At 49.5% G+C, this 15,870-nt stretch carries 14 protein-coding genes and 1 other RNA gene; 1 reads left to right on the top strand and 14 read right to left on the bottom strand.

Features of this window, described 5'->3' with window-relative positions; translation table 11 throughout:
* Positions 1 to 187: 187 nt before the first annotated feature.
* The 13 genes from ssrA to rpoN form a co-directional block, all read right to left on the bottom strand.
* Positions 188 to 550, bottom strand: a transfer-messenger RNA (tmRNA) gene (ssrA, locus tag Q0757_RS04620).
* Positions 551 to 627: 77 nt separating this feature from the next.
* On the bottom strand, positions 628 to 1,107 hold the full coding sequence (gene smpB, locus Q0757_RS04615) for an SsrA-binding protein SmpB (protein WP_091616658.1): 480 nt from the start codon (positions 1,105 to 1,107) through the stop codon (positions 628 to 630).
* An 80-nt stretch (positions 1,108 to 1,187) separates the two neighbouring features.
* Entirely contained in the window at positions 1,188 to 3,518 is a 2,331-nt protein-coding gene (rnr, locus tag Q0757_RS04610; protein WP_298785201.1) for a ribonuclease R, read from the bottom strand.
* Between the two features lie 46 nt (positions 3,519 to 3,564).
* Positions 3,565 to 4,317 carry a carboxylesterase gene (locus tag Q0757_RS04605; RefSeq protein ID WP_298785390.1) on the bottom strand — a complete coding sequence of 251 codons (753 nt, stop codon included), beginning with the start codon at positions 4,315 to 4,317 and terminating at the stop codon, positions 3,565 to 3,567.
* A gap of 30 nt (positions 4,318 to 4,347) precedes the next feature.
* Complete coding sequence (locus Q0757_RS04600) at positions 4,348 to 5,094, bottom strand: carboxylesterase (RefSeq protein ID WP_298785200.1); 747 nt, start codon at positions 5,092 to 5,094, stop codon at positions 4,348 to 4,350.
* A gap of 169 nt (positions 5,095 to 5,263) precedes the next feature.
* Entirely contained in the window at positions 5,264 to 5,494 is a 231-nt protein-coding gene (gene secG, locus Q0757_RS04595; RefSeq protein WP_298785389.1) for a preprotein translocase subunit SecG, read from the bottom strand.
* 163 nt (positions 5,495 to 5,657) lie between these two features.
* Positions 5,658 to 6,941 carry a phosphopyruvate hydratase gene (gene eno / locus Q0757_RS04590; RefSeq protein ID WP_298785199.1) on the bottom strand — a complete coding sequence of 428 codons (1,284 nt, stop codon included), beginning with the start codon at positions 6,939 to 6,941 and terminating at the stop codon, positions 5,658 to 5,660.
* 23 nt (positions 6,942 to 6,964) lie between these two features.
* Positions 6,965 to 8,497 carry a 2,3-bisphosphoglycerate-independent phosphoglycerate mutase gene (gpmI, locus tag Q0757_RS04585; protein ID WP_298785198.1) on the bottom strand — a complete coding sequence of 511 codons (1,533 nt, stop codon included), beginning with the start codon at positions 8,495 to 8,497 and terminating at the stop codon, positions 6,965 to 6,967.
* Positions 8,494 to 9,252 carry a triose-phosphate isomerase gene (tpiA, locus tag Q0757_RS04580; RefSeq protein WP_298785197.1) on the bottom strand — a complete coding sequence of 253 codons (759 nt, stop codon included), beginning with the start codon at positions 9,250 to 9,252 and terminating at the stop codon, positions 8,494 to 8,496. Before tpiA ends, gpmI begins: the two co-directional genes overlap by 4 nt.
* Before the next feature lie 36 nt (positions 9,253 to 9,288).
* Positions 9,289 to 10,479 (bottom strand): phosphoglycerate kinase, encoded by a 1,191-nt coding sequence (locus Q0757_RS04575; RefSeq protein ID WP_298785196.1) that lies wholly within the window; start codon positions 10,477 to 10,479, stop codon positions 9,289 to 9,291.
* 223 nt (positions 10,480 to 10,702) lie between these two features.
* Complete coding sequence (gene gap / locus Q0757_RS04570) at positions 10,703 to 11,710, bottom strand: type I glyceraldehyde-3-phosphate dehydrogenase (protein WP_298785195.1); 1,008 nt, start codon at positions 11,708 to 11,710, stop codon at positions 10,703 to 10,705.
* A gap of 73 nt (positions 11,711 to 11,783) precedes the next feature.
* Positions 11,784 to 12,830 carry a sugar-binding transcriptional regulator gene (locus tag Q0757_RS04565; RefSeq protein ID WP_298785194.1) on the bottom strand — a complete coding sequence of 349 codons (1,047 nt, stop codon included), beginning with the start codon at positions 12,828 to 12,830 and terminating at the stop codon, positions 11,784 to 11,786.
* A 287-nt stretch (positions 12,831 to 13,117) separates the two neighbouring features.
* A complete protein-coding gene (gene rpoN, locus Q0757_RS04560; RefSeq protein ID WP_298785193.1) occupies positions 13,118 to 14,452 on the bottom strand; it encodes an RNA polymerase factor sigma-54 in 1,335 nt (444 codons plus the stop codon).
* Positions 14,453 to 14,820: 368 nt separating this feature from the next.
* Here rpoN and clpP point away from each other — a divergent pair, with 368 nt between their 5' ends.
* Positions 14,821 to 15,399 carry an ATP-dependent Clp endopeptidase proteolytic subunit ClpP gene (clpP, locus tag Q0757_RS04555; protein WP_298785192.1) on the top strand — a complete coding sequence of 193 codons (579 nt, stop codon included), beginning with the start codon at positions 14,821 to 14,823 and terminating at the stop codon, positions 15,397 to 15,399.
* A gap of 48 nt (positions 15,400 to 15,447) precedes the next feature.
* Here clpP and Q0757_RS04550 read toward each other — a convergent pair whose 3' ends face one another.
* On the bottom strand, positions 15,448 to 15,705 hold the full coding sequence (locus Q0757_RS04550; protein ID WP_298785191.1) for an HPr family phosphocarrier protein: 258 nt from the start codon (positions 15,703 to 15,705) through the stop codon (positions 15,448 to 15,450).
* Positions 15,706 to 15,870 lie beyond the last annotated feature (165 nt).

Below are 15,870 nucleotides of genomic sequence, written 5' to 3'. Positions count from 1 at the left end.
TGCCCCCTTCGTAATCTGATTATCTTCACGATTTTTTCCCTTATGCAACATTTTAACCATTCTTCAATTGTTGTGTCAATGCAAAACCTTCTCCCGGCGGAGAAGCTGCACAGTTTTTCCTGCTTCGCAAACAAAAAAAGGTGCTCACGGCTGGTAAGCCGTAAGCACCTGTTGTCTCCTGTATGTATGGTGGAGACGGTGGGATTCGAACCCACGTCCAGAGATATTGCCACTTTAGCATCTACGAGCGTAGTCGCTATATTATCATTCGCCAGTACATCAGCCTAGCAACAGGCTTTTGTACGGCTAGTCTGATTAGTCTCTTCAGCCGCCCTCAGACGGAGGGCGAACTGCGTAGCCCACTAAGAGTGAGACCCCAAATCATTCCACGCGGGCGATGGAATGCGGGATCCGCAAAAAGCAGTTGTTACGCTGCTACTGCGAGGTTTTCGTTGTTTTTGCCAGTTATTATTGGCGTGGCATTTTTACGAGCTGCCTCTCGGCTCGCAGCTAAAGCTCAACCTATCCCTGTCGAAGCCGTAACGTCCCCATGTGAAGGATAAGCATGTGCCCATAGGTTTATGAGCGACATACCATATTATAACGGGAGGCCCGGAACGTGTCAATCTAGTCGCTCATGCCTTTCATGCTGCGGTTGATTGCTTTGTCCATTTCACGTTTGGCATCCTGTTCCTTGAGCGCCTGGCGTTTGTCGTATTTTTTCTTACCCTTGGCAAGGCCGATCAGCACCTTCGCTTTACCGTTTTTAATATAAACCTTCAATGGAATAATGGAGTACCCGGACTGCATGCTTTTACCAATAAGCTTATTGATCTCCCGGCGGTGCAGCAGAAGCTTTCTCGTACGCAGGGGCTCGTGGTTGAACTGGTTTCCCTGTTCATATGGGCTGATGTGGGCATTATGCAGAAACAGCTCGTTATTATCTATTTTTCCGAAGCTGTCCTTCAGATTCATCCTGCCGGCCCGGATCGACTTTATTTCTGTGCCCCGCAGTTCAATACCGGCTTCAAAGGTGTCCTCGATGGTATAGTCATGACGGGCCTTCCGGTTTTGCGCCAGCACACGGTTTTCCGTTTTTACTGCCATCTCCATTCACCTGCCTTCTGTCTTTATTTTACCATGGGAGCCCGGGCGCGTCCTATTGCCCCGGGCTTTCTGAGCCCGCATTATTTCTTTTTATTGTTTTTTGAGACTTTCGAGTAGAACGGCTTTTTGTTACCGGATTTACCTTTTTTACGTCCGCCGTCTTTTTTATTGCCGTCCTTCTTTTCTCCCTGGCCTTCTTTTTTGCCGGGACGCTTGCCCTTGTCACCCTGAACAACCTTTGCAGACTCTTTGCGCCTTGCTTTCGCCGGACGTTTCATGCCGACAATTTCAAAGTCGATCGCCGCTTCGTCAAGATTTACATTCAGAACACGTACCTCCACCTGATCACCGATACGGTACATGTTGGCGGTACGCTCGCCTATCAGTGCATACTGCTTCGGATCATAATGGTAATAATCATCCGTCAGGTAGCTGATATGAACCATACCTTCAATGGTGTTTTCAAGCTCCACAAAGAGTCCGAAGTTCGCAGCTCCGCTTACGAAGCCGGTAAACTCTTCCCCGATTTTATCCTTCATGTACTGAGCCTTCTTCATGCTGTCAACTTCCCGCTCAGCATCAATGGCCCGGCGTTCCATCTCCGAAGAATGCTGGGTGATTTCCGGCAGTTCATTTTTCCATTTCTGCTGTGTTTTGTCGTCCATCCGTTTATTTACCAGGTACGTCCGGATCAGACGGTGAACAATCAGGTCCGGATACCGGCGGATTGGCGACGTAAAGTGGGTGTAGAAGTCTGCAGCCAGGCCAAAGTGGCCGGCGTTTTCAGGATCATACTTCGCCTGCTGCATCGAGCGCAGCATCACTGTACTGATCACAGCCTGTTCCGGTTCTCCCTTGACAGCGTCAAGCACCTCCTGAAGGGCTCGGGGATGAACCGTATTTGCCGTTCCTTTGACAGCATAGCCAAAGTTCGTAACAAACTCCACAAATGACTGCAGCTTGTCTTCGGCCGGGTCTTCGTGAATCCGGTAGACAAACGGCACCTTCATCCAGTGAAAATGCTCGGCTACCGTTTCATTGGCGGCCAGCATAAACTCTTCAATCAGCTTTTCAGCAACCGAGCGCTCACGCAGCACCACGTCTGTCGGGGCAGTCGTTTCATCCACGAGCACCTGTGCTTCCTTGAAATCAAAATCGATCGCGCCTCTTCCAAACCGCTTTTCGCGCAGAATGGCTGCCAGTTCTTCCATGCGTTCAAACATTGGCACGAGTTCGCTGTATTCCTCCCGTTTTGCCTGGTTCTTTTCTTCAAGAATCAGGCGGACGTCGTTGTACGTCATACGGGCAGCTGTGCGGATCACGCTTTCAAAGATTTCATGATTGACGATTTCGCCCTGCGGCGTCACTTCCATTTCACACGAGAGCGTCAGCCGGTCCACCTGCGGATTCAGGCTGCAGATGCCGTTTGACAAACGGTGTGGAATCATCGGGATTACCCGGTCCACCAAATATACGCTTGTAGCCCGTTCTCCGGCCTCCACGTCGATAGGTGTCCCTTCGTCCACGTAATAGCTGACGTCTGCAATATGAACGCCGAGCTTATAGTTGCCGTTATTATATTTCGTCACCGTAACGGCGTCATCGAGATCCTTTGCGTCTGCCCCGTCGATAGTCACAATAGTTTCATCGCGGAGATCCCGGCGCTGTTTAATTTCACTTTCGTCAATCACATCCGGTGTCTTCTGGGCCTGTTCCACAGCTTCCTCCGGAAAATCTCCCGGGAGGTTGTGCTTATGAATGATCGACAGAATATCCACGCCCGGGTCATTTTTATGCCCGATAATGTTGACGACTTTCCCTTCAGCCCCTGAAGCCGCATCGGGATATTTAGTCAGCTCTACTACAACCTTATGACCGTCCACTGCGCCGTTTTCTGCGTCCTGTGGAATATAAATGTCATCGCGGATGTGCTTATCATCTGCCGCCACAAATCCGTAATTACCGTAGCGCTGGTAAGTGCCCACGACCTTTTCAATGCCACGCTCGATGATTCGGATAATCGTGCCTTCGGTTTTACTGCCCTGGCTCGAGTCCGAGATGCGAACAAGCACGGTGTCCTTGTTCATGGCCCCGTTAATTTCACCGGCCGGCACAAAGATGTCATCGCGTTCCTTTTCCTCCGGAATAATAAAGGCAAAGCCTTTGGCATGACTCTGAACGCGTCCGCGCATCAGGTTCATTTTCTCCGGTATGCCGTAGCGGTTGCTTCTCGTCCGGACAACGTCTCCGCTGTCCTCCATTTCGTTTAGCGTCTTCATGAGACGCTTAATATCTTCCGCCGAATCCGCCTGAAGCGTTTCCTGGATCTCCTCAATGGTTGCAGGGCCCGCAGAATCGTTTTTCAGGTAATCCAGCAGTGTCTGTTTTATTTCCTGGTCCAACGTTTTCATCTCCTTTCAATTTTGTTTTGATAAACGTTTTGAGCTTTACGCTCTTTTATTTCGACCAATTTAATCTGTCTAAAAACTGATAAACATCTTCGTTCAGTTCATCGCGGTCATTCCCAAGGGTGATAACGTGCGGGGAATCCGGATACCATTTAATCTGTTTATCCTCCGAAGAAATTTCTTCATAAATGATATTTGCGCTGTCTTCTGCAATCATATCATCTTTTTCTCCCTGCACGATCATCGCCGGGACGCGAACCATGTCCAGGCCGTCTGCCACTTCCCGGATCAGCCGGTTGACCGAGTGCAATGTGTCCGTCGGGAGCTGACGGAATTCCATAATTTCTTTATCAATCTGCTCCTGGTCTTTTCCTTCCAGGCGTTTAAACTCTTTCGCGTAATTGATGACGTCGCCATACAATTTGTCTGCGTTGTTGAACGTCGACATTGGGGCACTCATCGGAATAACACCAAGAACGTCGTAATGAGAAGCCACCCTAAGAGCCATCAGCCCTCCGAGAGAGAGGCCCCCGACGGCAATCTGGTCAAAGCCTCTTTCCTTTAATTCCTCAATTCCTGCTTTTACGTCCTCCCACCAGTCGTGGTAATCCGTTTCCATCAGTTCTTCGGGGGGCACGCCGTGGCCTTTATATACCGGCGCATGTACAGTATAACCTTTCTTTTCCAAAAAACGTCCCATCATCCGGACATCCGCAGATGATCCCGTGAATCCGTGCAGCAGCAGAACTGCACGATTTCCTCCTTCAAAGGTAAATGATTTAGGGGGTACTACACGCATGATTCATCGTCTCCTATCTATACTTTTTTCTGTTTAATCGATCGTTCGCATAAGGTTCTCAGAATTTATTTGTGTTGAGGTTAAAAATAATCGCACATCGTTCACCATTTCGTGCCGGTGCGGACCGTGAAAAAGAAAGTGCTTGCCATTTTTGTAAAGCACAAACTGCTTCACCGGGCTTCTTACTGTTTTATATATACGCACAGCACTCCGGACCGGTACCAGGCCGTCTTTTTCACCCTGGCCGATAAACACCGGACAGGATACTTTTCCGACAAACGGGCGCAGCACATGCGCTGCCTGCCGAAACTCCCGAAGCGCCCAGCCGGGGGTTTTTAATTTTTCTGCGGCCAGGCCGTACCAGGGGTGCAGAGATCCCCTGACTCGTCCGCCCGCAACAAGCAGTGTGTCCTTCAAAAACTGGCCGGGATTAATATATTCCATCGGCATACCAATAAGCACGAGCCGGTCCACCTGATAACGGGCTGCCACATAACAGGCAAGCAGGCCGCCCATCGAAAATCCAATCACGTACAGGGTGCTGCATGCAGCCGCCAATTTCTTAGCCGCCCGGTCGGCAGCATGAATCCATGTGACATAGGAAACACGGCTTTGAATGCTGAAGCTTCCATCAGCATGCCCTGGCAGCACCGGCGTTTCCACTATCCAGTCTGTACACGCACGGAGCTCCGCAGCAATCGGTTCGACCTCCCACGGAGAGCCTGTAAATCCATGCAGACATAAACATCCAATCGCCTGGTTTTCAGCTGCTGTCGTCATGCTCCTGCTCCCCTATTCTTAATTTATCTCTGCCCTGGCCGCTAAAACGTTAAATTTCCGCCTGCTTCTTTGATTCACTAAATACAGGAAAAGCAAACATGGGCCGGTAACAGAAAAAACAGCGAACGATGGAACCGTCCGCTGCTGAGATAGCTTCCTATACTGTCTGTCAGACAAAATAGGCGATGAGTATGGTAAGAACAAAAAATAACACAGCCAGAAATACTGTAAACTGAATCAGAAAGGCTTCGATGCCTCTCGCTTTCTGTTTGCCAACCATTTGTTCGGCTCCGCCAGATATTGCTCCTGCCAAACCGCTGCTTCGGCCCGACTGCAATAAAATAATTGCAATAAGCATGACCGCAACGACTATTAATGCAACGTACAACGCCGTTATCATCACCCGTACACCTCCACGTTCCAATTACGCTTGTATTAATGTAACACACCAAAACGTGCAGTGCAAGCACATGCGGCAGCGCAGGGCACAGACCCTTTGATAACAGCGTTTTATTCAATTGTAAAAACCGCAGCCCACATGCTGGGCCACGGTCGAAAAGCACTTATTTGTTCAGGTTGTAAAAAGCATCTTTGCCCAGATAAACAGCGGTTTCCGCCAGCTCATCATTGATGCGCAGAAGCTGGTTGTATTTAGCCACACGATCCGTACGGGACGGAGCGCCTGTTTTAATCTGTCCGGCGTTGGTCGCTACTGCAATATCTGCAATAGTTGTGTCCTCTGTTTCACCGGAACGGTGGGAAATAACGGCTGTGTAACCAGCGCGCTTCGCCATTTCAATAGCATCGAAGGTTTCAGTCAGTGTACCGATCTGGTTCACCTTGATCAGAATGGAGTTGCCGATGCCTTTTTCAATACCTTCTTTGAGCTTGTTGGTGTTGGTCACAAACAGGTCGTCGCCCACGAGCTGGACCTTGTCGCCAAGAGCTTCCGTAAGTTTTTTGAAGCCTTCCCAGTCGTTTTCGTCCAGACCATCTTCAATGGAGATGATTGGATATTTCGACACCATATCCTGATAAAATTCGATCATTTCGTCTGCTGTTTTCACAACGCCTTCACCTTTAAGGTGGTATTTTCCGTCTTCGTACATTTCAGAAGCAGCAGAGTCCATGGCGAGCATAATTTCTTCGCCTGGCTTATAGCCCGCTTTTTCGATAGCTTCGATGATTGTTTGAAGTGCTTCTTCATTTGAGCCGAGGTTCGGGGCAAAGCCGCCTTCGTCGCCGACACCAGTGTTATAGCCCTTGCTTCCAAGTACCTTTTTCAGGTTGTGGAAGATTTCTGCACCCATACGGACAGCTTCAAGGAAGTTGCTCGCGCCGACCGGCATAATCATGAACTCCTGGAAGTCGACATTGTTGTCTGCGTGCTCGCCGCCGTTCAGGATGTTCATCATTGGAACCGGCAGAGTTTTTGCGTTAAAGCCGCCGAGGTATTCATACAGCGTAATGCCGAGCTCATCAGCTGCTGCACGCGCTACCGCCATTGAAACACCGAGAATGGCATTGGCACCGAAGCTGCCTTTGTTGTCTGAGCCATCGAGTTCGATCATCGCCTGGTCGATGCCTGTCTGATCCGTTACATCGAATCCGATAATTTCCTCTGCAATAGTTTCATTCACGTTGTCGACTGCTTTAGTGACACCCTTGCCCATGAAGCGGTCGCCGCCGTCACGAAGCTCCACCGCTTCGTATTCACCGGTGGAAGCGCCGCTTGGCACAAGTGCGCGTCCGAAGGCGCCTGTTTCTGTAAATACTTCTACTTCTACTGTTGGATTCCCGCGGGAATCGAGTACTTCGCGTGCGTAAATATCTGCAATTAAACTCATTAATGATTCACTCCTCTGAATGGTTATTGAATGAGGGACTGACCCGTCATTTCTTTTGGTTTTTCTATCTGAAGCAGTTCTACGGCTGTTGGACACAGGTCTGCGAGCACGCCGCCCTTGCGGAGCTTCGCATTCTCATCGCCTGTAACAATGACCGGCACCGGGTTGGTCGTATGAGCTGTCATTGGTTTATCATCCGGTGTTGTTACTTCATCGGAGTTTCCGTGGTCTGCCGTAATAATGGCGCGTCCGCCTTTATGGTGCAGCAGGTCCACCACCCGCCCGAGACATTCATCCACTGCTTCAATTGCTTTAACCGTGGCATCAAGGTCACCGGAGTGTCCCACCATGTCCGGATTCGCAAAGTTCAGTACAATGAAATCATGCTTGTCAGACTGAATCTCGCTTTCAAGCGCCTCGGTCACTTCATATACGCTCATTTCAGGCTGCAGATCATACGTGGCCACCTTCGGCGAATCGATCAGCACCCGTGTTTCTCCTTTAAACTCTTCCTCGCGTCCGCCACTGAAGAAAAAGGTTACGTGCGGATATTTTTCCGTCTCTGCAATGCGAAGCTGGTGCAGCCCGGCATCTGAAACGATTTCTCCCATGGTATTGACCAGATCCTGCGGAGGGTAGGCAATTTCAGCGTTTACCGAGTCGCTGTACTGCGTCATGCTCACAAATTTCAGATTGGATGGGAATTTGTCTCCGCGGTCCAGACCGTTGAAGCCATCCTGCGTAAATACCTGCGAAAGCTGAATGGCCCGGTCCGGACGGAAATTGAAGAAGATCACCGCATCGTTGTCCTCGAGACGGCCAACCGCTTCTCCGTCTTTTGTGATAACCGAAGGGAGCACAAATTCATCCCATACCTCTTCTTCGTACGAAGCGTCTACTACTTCTTCAGCTGTCTCGTAGGAAGGTCCTTCCCCATACGTAATAGCCCGGTAGGATTTATCCACACGTTCCCAGCGGTTATCACGGTCCATGGCGTAGTACCGGCCCTGTACCGTGGCAATATCACCGGTACCGATTTCTTTCATATAGTCTTCCACTTCGGAGACATACTGTTTAGCGGAACGCTGGCCAACGTCACGGCCATCCAAAAAGGCATGAACATATACACGCTCGATTTCTTTTTCGCTGGCCATATCGAGCAGTGCTTTTAAGTGGTCTATATGGCTGTGGACTCCGCCGTCAGACAGCAGGCCGAATAAATGGAGGGCGCTGTCGTTTTCTTTTACATGATCCACAGCATGCTCAAATGCCTGGTTGTTTTTGAACGTTCCTTCTTTGATGCCCTTATTGATTAAGGAAAGGCTCTGATAGACGACCCGGCCGGCACCGATGTTCATATGGCCGACTTCTGAGTTGCCCATTTGTCCTTCAGGCAGGCCGACTGCTTCACCGAAAGCTGTCAGTGTTTCATGTGGATACTGATTCCAATAGCGGTCAAAGTTTGGCGTGCTTGCCTTTGCTACTGCGTTCCCTTTGGTTTCTTCCCGGCAGGCGTACCCGTCCAGGATGATCAGTGCTACTGGCTGGCTGCTCATTTTTTCCCCGCCTCTGCAAGCTCCAGGAAGGCATCCGGCTTCAGGCTGGCACCGCCGACAAGTGCACCGTCAATGTGCTCTTTCGCCATGTACGTTTCAATGTTTTCCGGCTTTACACTTCCGCCGTATTGGATGCGTACTTTGTCTGCCGTATCCTGATCGTACTGATCGGCAAGTGCTTTTCTTACTGAACCGCATGTTTCATCTGCATCCTCTGCGGTGGAGGATTTGCCTGTACCAATTGCCCAGATCGGCTCGTAAGCGACAACCACTTTTCCTGCGTCTTCTGCACTCAGTCCGGCAAAGCCTTTTTCAATCTGCTCGCGCACGACTGTTTCCGTAGAGCCGTTTTCTTTCTGCTCGAGGGATTCTCCGCAGCACATGATCGGTGTTAACCCGTGATTCAGGGCTGCTTTTACTTTTTGATTGACCGTTTCGTCAGTTTCGTTAAACATTTCGCGGCGTTCGGAGTGGCCGATAATAACGTAAGGAATGTTCAGGTCTGCGAGCGCTGCCGGACTGATTTCTCCGGTGAACGCGCCGCTGTCCTCCTGGTGCATATTCTGTGCGCCGATCTTCACGTCGCTCGATGCTGCCGCCTCATTCATATCCTTCAGAAACAGAGCCGGTGCACATACTACCGTTTCCACGTCTTCTGCATTCGGTACTTTGCCTGCTACCTGCTCGATAAAATCCACCGCTTCGCCGTGAAGCTTATTCATCTTCCAGTTGCCTGCTATGATTGGTTTTCTCATTGTTTCACCCCGCTAAGATTATAGTAGATATACTGCTTATTTATCATCCAGTGCTGCCACACCCGGCAGAACTTTTCCTTCGATAAATTCAAGCGATGCTCCGCCTCCGGTGGACATATGGCTCATTTTGTCTGCAAGTCCGAATTTTTCCACCGCTGCTGCGGAGTCGCCGCCGCCAATGACCGTGTACGTGCCGGAAGCTTCAGCCATAGCTTCAGCAATTGCGCGCGTTCCTTTTTCAAACGTAGTTAGTTCAAATACGCCGACCGGTCCGTTCCAGATTACAAGCTTCGAATCCTTAATGACGTTCGCGTATTCCTTTCTCGTTTCCGGTCCAATATCCAACGCTTCCCAATCGGATGGAATGCTGTCAATTTTTACTGTCTGCGTGTTCGCATCATCGCTGAAATCATCGGAAACAATAACATCCTTTGGCATATAAAAGTTGACGCCTTTGTCTTTAGCCTTCTGCATGAATTCTCTCGCCATTTCAAGCTTATCTTCTTCGAGCATGGACTGGCCGATTTCATATCCCTGCGCTTTGACAAACGTGTATGCAAGTCCGCCGCCGATAATAAGGTTGTCCACGATATCGAGGAGATTATCGATCACACCGATTTTATCTTTTACTTTTGCTCCTCCGACAATTGCTGTAAACGGACGATCCGGATCCTCAAGCGCCTGGCCGAGCACATCGAGTTCCTTTTCCATCAGCAGTCCGGCTGCGGAAGGGAGATGGTGCGCCACTCCTTCGGTGGACGCGTGGGCCCGGTGCGCTGCCCCGAATGCATCGTTCACGTAAATGTCTGCAAGGGATGCTATGTTTTTCGCCAGAGTTTCATCATTTTTTTCTTCGCCTGCTTCAAATCGAAGGTTTTCCAGAAGCATGATTTCTCCGTCCTCCAGGGATGCCGCTGTCTGCTTCGCCTGTTCGCCGTATACTTCGTCGACCTTTTTCACGTCAACATTCATAATTTCGCCAAGACGATTGGCGGCCGGACCGAGTCGAAGCTCTTCCACTGCTTCCCCTTTTGGACGTCCGAGGTGGCTTCCGAGAATGACGCGTGCTCCCTGTTCGGATAAGTATTGAATTGTTGGTACAGCTGCACGAATCCGTGCGTCATCCGTAATGCTTTCGTCTTTCATTGGTACGTTGAAATCAACGCGGCAGAAAACGGTTTTGCCCTTCAAATCTAAATCGCGGATGGATTTCTTATTTAACGCCATTGCCAAACCTCCCTTAAATTATCTTCCTCATCTATCATAACAAAAATCTGCACTTCCGTTCTTTACCCGCCGCAGAAAAAACTGGAACGTCTATTTTTATTATTGCGGCGGCCTGAACGGAAATACCGGATTTTTGACAGGCCGGGTGCTGGCCCCCTCCACACCCAAAAAAGGGAGGAAGAAATAATATTCTCCTCCCTTTCTCAAGTATTAAACGAATGATTTACAGTTTTTTGCCAAAGCTTGCTGCGAGGTCCACAACACGGCTGGAATAACCGAATTCGTTGTCGTACCAGGAGATTACTTTAACCATGTTGTCCTGCATAACGAGTGTCGAAAGAGCGTCTACTGTGGAAGAATAGGCGCTTCCGTTGTAGTCCTTCGATACGAGCGGCTCTTCGCTGTATCCAAGAATGCCTTTGAGTTCGTCAGATTCAGAAGCTTCTTTCAATGCGTTGTTCAACTCGTCTACTGTTACGTTTTTGTCTAGCTCTGCCACGAAGTCCACAAGGGAAACGTTTGGAGTAGGAACACGCATCGCACCGCCGGTAAGCTTGCCGTCGAGCTGTGGAAGCACAAGGGCTACTGCCTGAGCGGCACCTGTAGTTGTCGGGATGATGTTTTCAGCACCAGCGCGGGCACGGCGAAGGTCCTTGTGCGGGCCGTCCTGGATCTGCTGGTCACTCGTGTAGGAGTGGACTGTGTTCATCAGACCGCGTTTGATGCCGAATTTTTCGTCCAGCACTTTGGCTACCGGAGCCAGGCAGTTGGTTGTGCAGGATGCGTTGGAAACGACTTTGTGCTCGTCCGGCTTGAATTCGCCTTCGTTAACGCCAACAACAAATGTTGCGTCTACGCCTTTAGCAGGTGCGGAAATGATAACGTTTTTCGCGCCGCCCTCAAGGTGTTTTGCTGCCTGGTCGCGCTGCGTAAAGATACCTGTGGATTCAACAACGATTTCAGCTTCTACGCCTTTCCAGTCAATCTTTGCAGGATCTTTTTCAGAGAAGACAGTCAGCTTCTGGCCATTGATGGTAAGGTTGTCGCCGCTTGCCTGGATTTCTGCATCAAGCGTGCCGTGAACCGAGTCGTATTTCAAAAGATGTGCAAGTGTAGCAGTGTCTGTCAGGTCGTTTACTGCTACTACTTCAACATCCGGGTTGTTTAAAGCTGCACGATAAACGTTACGTCCAATACGTCCAAAACCGTTAATACCAATTTTTGTTGCCATAATAATTTTTCCTCCTTGGAATATAAATAATTGTGAAAGCTACTGCAGCATAATGCGGCAGGTGTTCTGCCTGTTACTCAGTTGCCTCCGGTGCATTGCTTTGATTCAGCATAGCTTTGGCTGCACCCTCATCGGTGATCAAAATGCTGCTCGGGCGATAGCGCATATAAGCGTCAATCGCCTTTGCCTTGCTTGAGCCTCCGGCTACTGTGATCACTGTCTGATCCGGCCGGAGCTCGTCCCACTGCAGGCCCACCGTATTTTCCCGGTGCACCACTTTTCCGTCCTGATTAACATAATAGCCAAACGACTCCGCGACCGCCGACTCTTCCTCGAGCCTGCTGCGCAAAGAGGCGCTCGTTGTCCGCCGCCCGGCCATCGTTTTTGCTTCCCCAATGCCGTGAACAACAAGCGATGCTGATTTTAACAGCTCAAGCACTTCCTGCACTCCGGGCTCCTGCATCAGCGACCGCCTCGTATCCTCGCTCAGCTGGTCAGGTACATGAAGCAGCCGGTACGAGGCCTCGGCTTTCATTGCCATCGCAGAGCTGATGGTGTTGGCCTGGATCTCCACCTTCTCACCAAGACCACCGCGGGCCGGTACAAAGATGGTATTGTTCCACTTTGCGTCAGGTACCATCATATCAGCGGCTGAAGCCAGCGTAGTGCCTCCGGCTACTGCGATCACGTCCCCGGGGCTGACACGGTTTTTCATCTGCTGTACCGTGGCCCGGCCGAGTTCTTTTTTCACTACCGGAAGCTCATCGCTGTCCCCTGAAACGACGATAACCTTCGGAACGGACAAGTAACCTGCCAGCTTCCGCTCCAGCTCCTCGAGCCCAAAAGCATATTTGACTGTATGCTCGAGTCCTTCAAGCAGTTTATTTCCTTCTTCTGTTAAAAGCATCCCTGCGCTTTGAATCAGGATAAGCCCCTGCTGCTTTAAAAAATCAGTTTCACTGCGCAGAACCCGCTCTGAGGTGGATAGCTGAGTGGCAAGGGTTCTTCTTCCAATCGGCTGCATCAGGCGGATGTATTGCAAAATGCGGTACCTTTTCCCTAATGTTTCGAGTACATCAGGCTGCAGTTTCCTCTGCATCTCCAATACGTCACGTAACATACTGCTACACCACCGAACCTGCGGCAGCAGCTTATTTCAAGCCACTCCTCATCATTGATCTTTATTGTTCCATGCGGGACAATCAAGGTCCCGCAGAGACATTTTCTGTCCCGCTCATTTTATAAAAAAATGAACGATTTGTTCACAATTTCATTGTAGCAATCTATATTTGGAAAATCAACGCAAATGTTCTCCGCGTTTTTTATGCTGACTTATACTTTTGTATTACCCGGATTCCACTTATTATATGCATAAAAATCCTCCCTTTTCCGAAGAGAGGATTTTGGCTACACCGGCTGTTTCCGCTGGGAAGAGGACGGAATACGAAGCTCTGTTCTGTATTTTGCCACCGCCCGCCTTGAGATCGTACACTGCTGCTCTCGCTGGAGCAGATCCGCAAGCTTCTGGTCTGAAAGAGGCTTTTCTTTATTTTCGTCTTTAATCAGTTTTTTCATCATAGCTTTTACTCCAGTGCTTGAAGCATCTTCATCCGGGCGGGTGATTTTTGAAGAAAAGAAATGCTTCAGTTCTATGAGACCGTGAGGCGTCTGCATATATTTCCCACTCGTCGTCCTTGAAACGGTGGATTCGTGCACATCCGCCTGTTCAGCCACCTCCCGCAGCGTCAAAGGACGAAGCTTTTCTTCGCCGTATTTTAGGTACTCGCTCTGCGCTTCGACGATCACCTCCGATACTTTTTGAAGCGTCTGCTGGCGTTGTTCCACACTTTTAACAATCCATAGAAACTGCTTATATTTTTCCATAGCGTACTGCCTGGCTTCTTCATCGGTATCCTGATTTAAAAGGCGCCAGTATTTCTCATTCATCTGCAGCTCTGGAAGCCGGTCGTTCAGAATGGTAACAGCCCATTCTCCGTCAATTTCCTCCACGCGCACATCCGGAGATACGGAAATTGTTTTCTCCTGCCTGTACGCCTCCCCCGGATACGGGGAAAGCTTCTGCAGGCATGTATAGATTTCCTGGAGCTGCTCTTTAGTGAGCTGATACTTTTGCTGCAGGTAGCGCCATTTTTTCGCTCCCAGCGCTTCGAGGTCTTCGGCCACGACCTGATCAATATACGGATCTGTATCCAGGCAGCGTTCAAGCTGCAGCAGAAGACATTCTTTTAAATTTCTGGCCCCAACCCCTGCCGGCTCGAGCTGCTGAAGCATCGAAATATACTGATTGCTTTCTTCTCTTTCCAGGCCGAATTTTCGTTCCATCTCCCATTCGACGTCCTCTAAGTACCCGCGCTCGTCCACACTTCCGGCTAAAAACAAAAGTATTTCCCGTTCAGTTCCACTATAAGAGCCGCAGGCAATCTGCTCCCTGAGTGCCTCCTCGAGGGTTTCTCCCGCCGGCTCACGCCAGTCCAGCTGTTCCCCGGCAGATGCCGCATTATGGACCGGAGCATCGGGCCGGGAGGATGCAGAAAGCGAGGACCCATCAGTTATAGAAGGGAGCGTTAACTCCATTAGAGGGTTTTCCAGTGCCTCATCCTGCAGATAGTCGGATAATTCCTGCGAGGAGAGCTTCAAGAGAGCAATTGCCTGCTTTAACTCCTGCGTCATCACCAAACTCATTTCCTGCTTCTGCTGCAATTCAAGCCCTAAACCCATCATCTCCACCTCCGTTTTGAAAACGCTTTCTTACATCATATCATATTTTTCTTTCATGAATCGATCCCTTTTTCTTGTTCACTTACTGTCATTATATAAAAATAGACTTGGGCATTCTATTTGTTTGTCAGATGATTTTTCATCTAAATTACGATTTATAACGAAGTGAAACATTTGCACGAGACGTTTATGTTTGTGAAAATAAAGGGAATGGAAGTTGGCGTGCAGCCATATGGAATTGGGTCAGACTTTTTATTTGACCTTAATTGACCAAAGCGTTATGATAATAACAGCAACGCGGAAGGAAAAACTATTTTCCATACAACTACCATGAATGTAGGCATACATTTCATTAAAGGAGGACGCTTTTCATGAACTTGATACCAACAGTTATTGAACAAACCAACCGGGGCGAACGTGCATACGATATTTATTCGCGTTTGCTGAAGGACCGCATTATTATGCTTGGCTCAGGCATCGATGACAACGTAGCCAACTCGATCGTAGCCCAGCTTCTTTTCCTTGAAGCCGACGATCCGGAGAAGGATATTTCTCTTTATATCAACAGTCCGGGCGGCTCCATTACAGCCGGCATGGCTATTTATGACACAATGCAGCACATTAAACCCCAGGTTTCTACGATCTGCGTCGGCATGGCAGCATCGATGGGTGCTTTTCTTCTCACTGCCGGCCAGGAAGGCAAACGTTATGCCCTTCCAAACAGTGAAGTAATGATCCACCAGCCGCTCGGCGGCACACAGGGACAGGCTACGGACATTGAAATTCACGCCCGCCGCATCATCAAAATGCGTGAAAAACTCAATCAAATCCTTGCAGACCGCAGCGGCCAGCCGCTTGAAGTCATCGAGCGCGACACGGACCGTGATAATTTCATGAGCGCAGAACAGGCAAAAGAATACGGTCTTGTTGACCAGGTTATGGGACAATAGGATACAAAAAAGTCAGGACGGCGTCATGCCATCCTGACTTTTTTATGTTCACATTTCTTTTTTCATAAATTCCGTCAGCGATTCGGCGGCTTCCTCTTCATCCGCTCCTTCAGCTAAAAGCTTTACGGAGGCGCCGGTACGTACAGCGAGGCTCATAACGCCCATAATGCTTTTAGCATTTACCTTTTTATCATCCTTTTCAAGGAAAATATTGGAATGAAACCGGTTTGCCTCCTGTACGAATAATGCTGCCGGCCGGGCCTGAAGCCCTGTACGCAAATTTACTTCCACTGTTTTTTCGACCATAGTTATTATCTTCCTTTCTCTATCTGTCTTCAACCGGTACCCGCTTTTCATGTACACATAACGTAATTCAATTTGGAACGTTTTTCAAGCAAGCGCTTTAATGACTGCTGTAATACGGCGCCTGCAGGAACAGAAGAACCCTCTGCTGCCACAGGCGCCTGCCTT

It is taken from the genome of uncultured Marinococcus sp., from assembly GCF_947493875.1.
Lineage (GTDB): Bacteria > Bacillota > Bacilli > Bacillales > Marinococcaceae > Marinococcus.
The sequence above is the reverse complement of the archived record's forward strand: the minus strand, read 5'-3'. Positions and strand labels throughout refer to the sequence as shown.

Bases quoted from the DNA above. Each gene is read 5' to 3' on its own strand.
- secG (WP_298785389.1), bottom strand. From the start codon at position 5,494: ATGATAACGGCGTTGTACGTTGCATTAATAGTCGTTGCGGTCATGCTT.
- smpB (WP_091616658.1), bottom strand. From the start codon at position 1,107: ATGGCAGTAAAAACGGAAAACCGTGTGCTGGCGCAAAACCGGAAGGCC.
- rnr (WP_298785201.1), bottom strand. From the start codon at position 3,518: ATGAAAACGTTGGACCAGGAAATAAAACAGACACTGCTGGATTACCTG.
- tpiA (WP_298785197.1), bottom strand. From the start codon at position 9,252: ATGAGAAAACCAATCATAGCAGGCAACTGGAAGATGAATAAGCTTCAC.
- clpP (WP_298785192.1), top strand. From the start codon at position 14,821: ATGAACTTGATACCAACAGTTATTGAACAAACCAACCGGGGCGAACGT.
- gap (WP_298785195.1), bottom strand. From the start codon at position 11,710: ATGGCAACAAAAATTGGTATTAACGGTTTTGGACGTATTGGACGTAAC.
- Q0757_RS04550 (WP_298785191.1), bottom strand. From the start codon at position 15,705: ATGGTCGAAAAAACAGTGGAAGTAAATTTGCGTACAGGGCTTCAGGCC.
- Q0757_RS04565 (WP_298785194.1), bottom strand. From the start codon at position 12,830: ATGTTACGTGACGTATTGGAGATGCAGAGGAAACTGCAGCCTGATGTA.
- Q0757_RS04575 (WP_298785196.1), bottom strand. From the start codon at position 10,479: ATGGCGTTAAATAAGAAATCCATCCGCGATTTAGATTTGAAGGGCAAA.
- eno (WP_298785199.1), bottom strand. From the start codon at position 6,941: ATGAGTTTAATTGCAGATATTTACGCACGCGAAGTACTCGATTCCCGC.
- Q0757_RS04600 (WP_298785200.1), bottom strand. From the start codon at position 5,094: ATGACGACAGCAGCTGAAAACCAGGCGATTGGATGTTTATGTCTGCAT.
- rpoN (WP_298785193.1), bottom strand. From the start codon at position 14,452: ATGATGGGTTTAGGGCTTGAATTGCAGCAGAAGCAGGAAATGAGTTTG.
- gpmI (WP_298785198.1), bottom strand. From the start codon at position 8,497: ATGAGCAGCCAGCCAGTAGCACTGATCATCCTGGACGGGTACGCCTGC.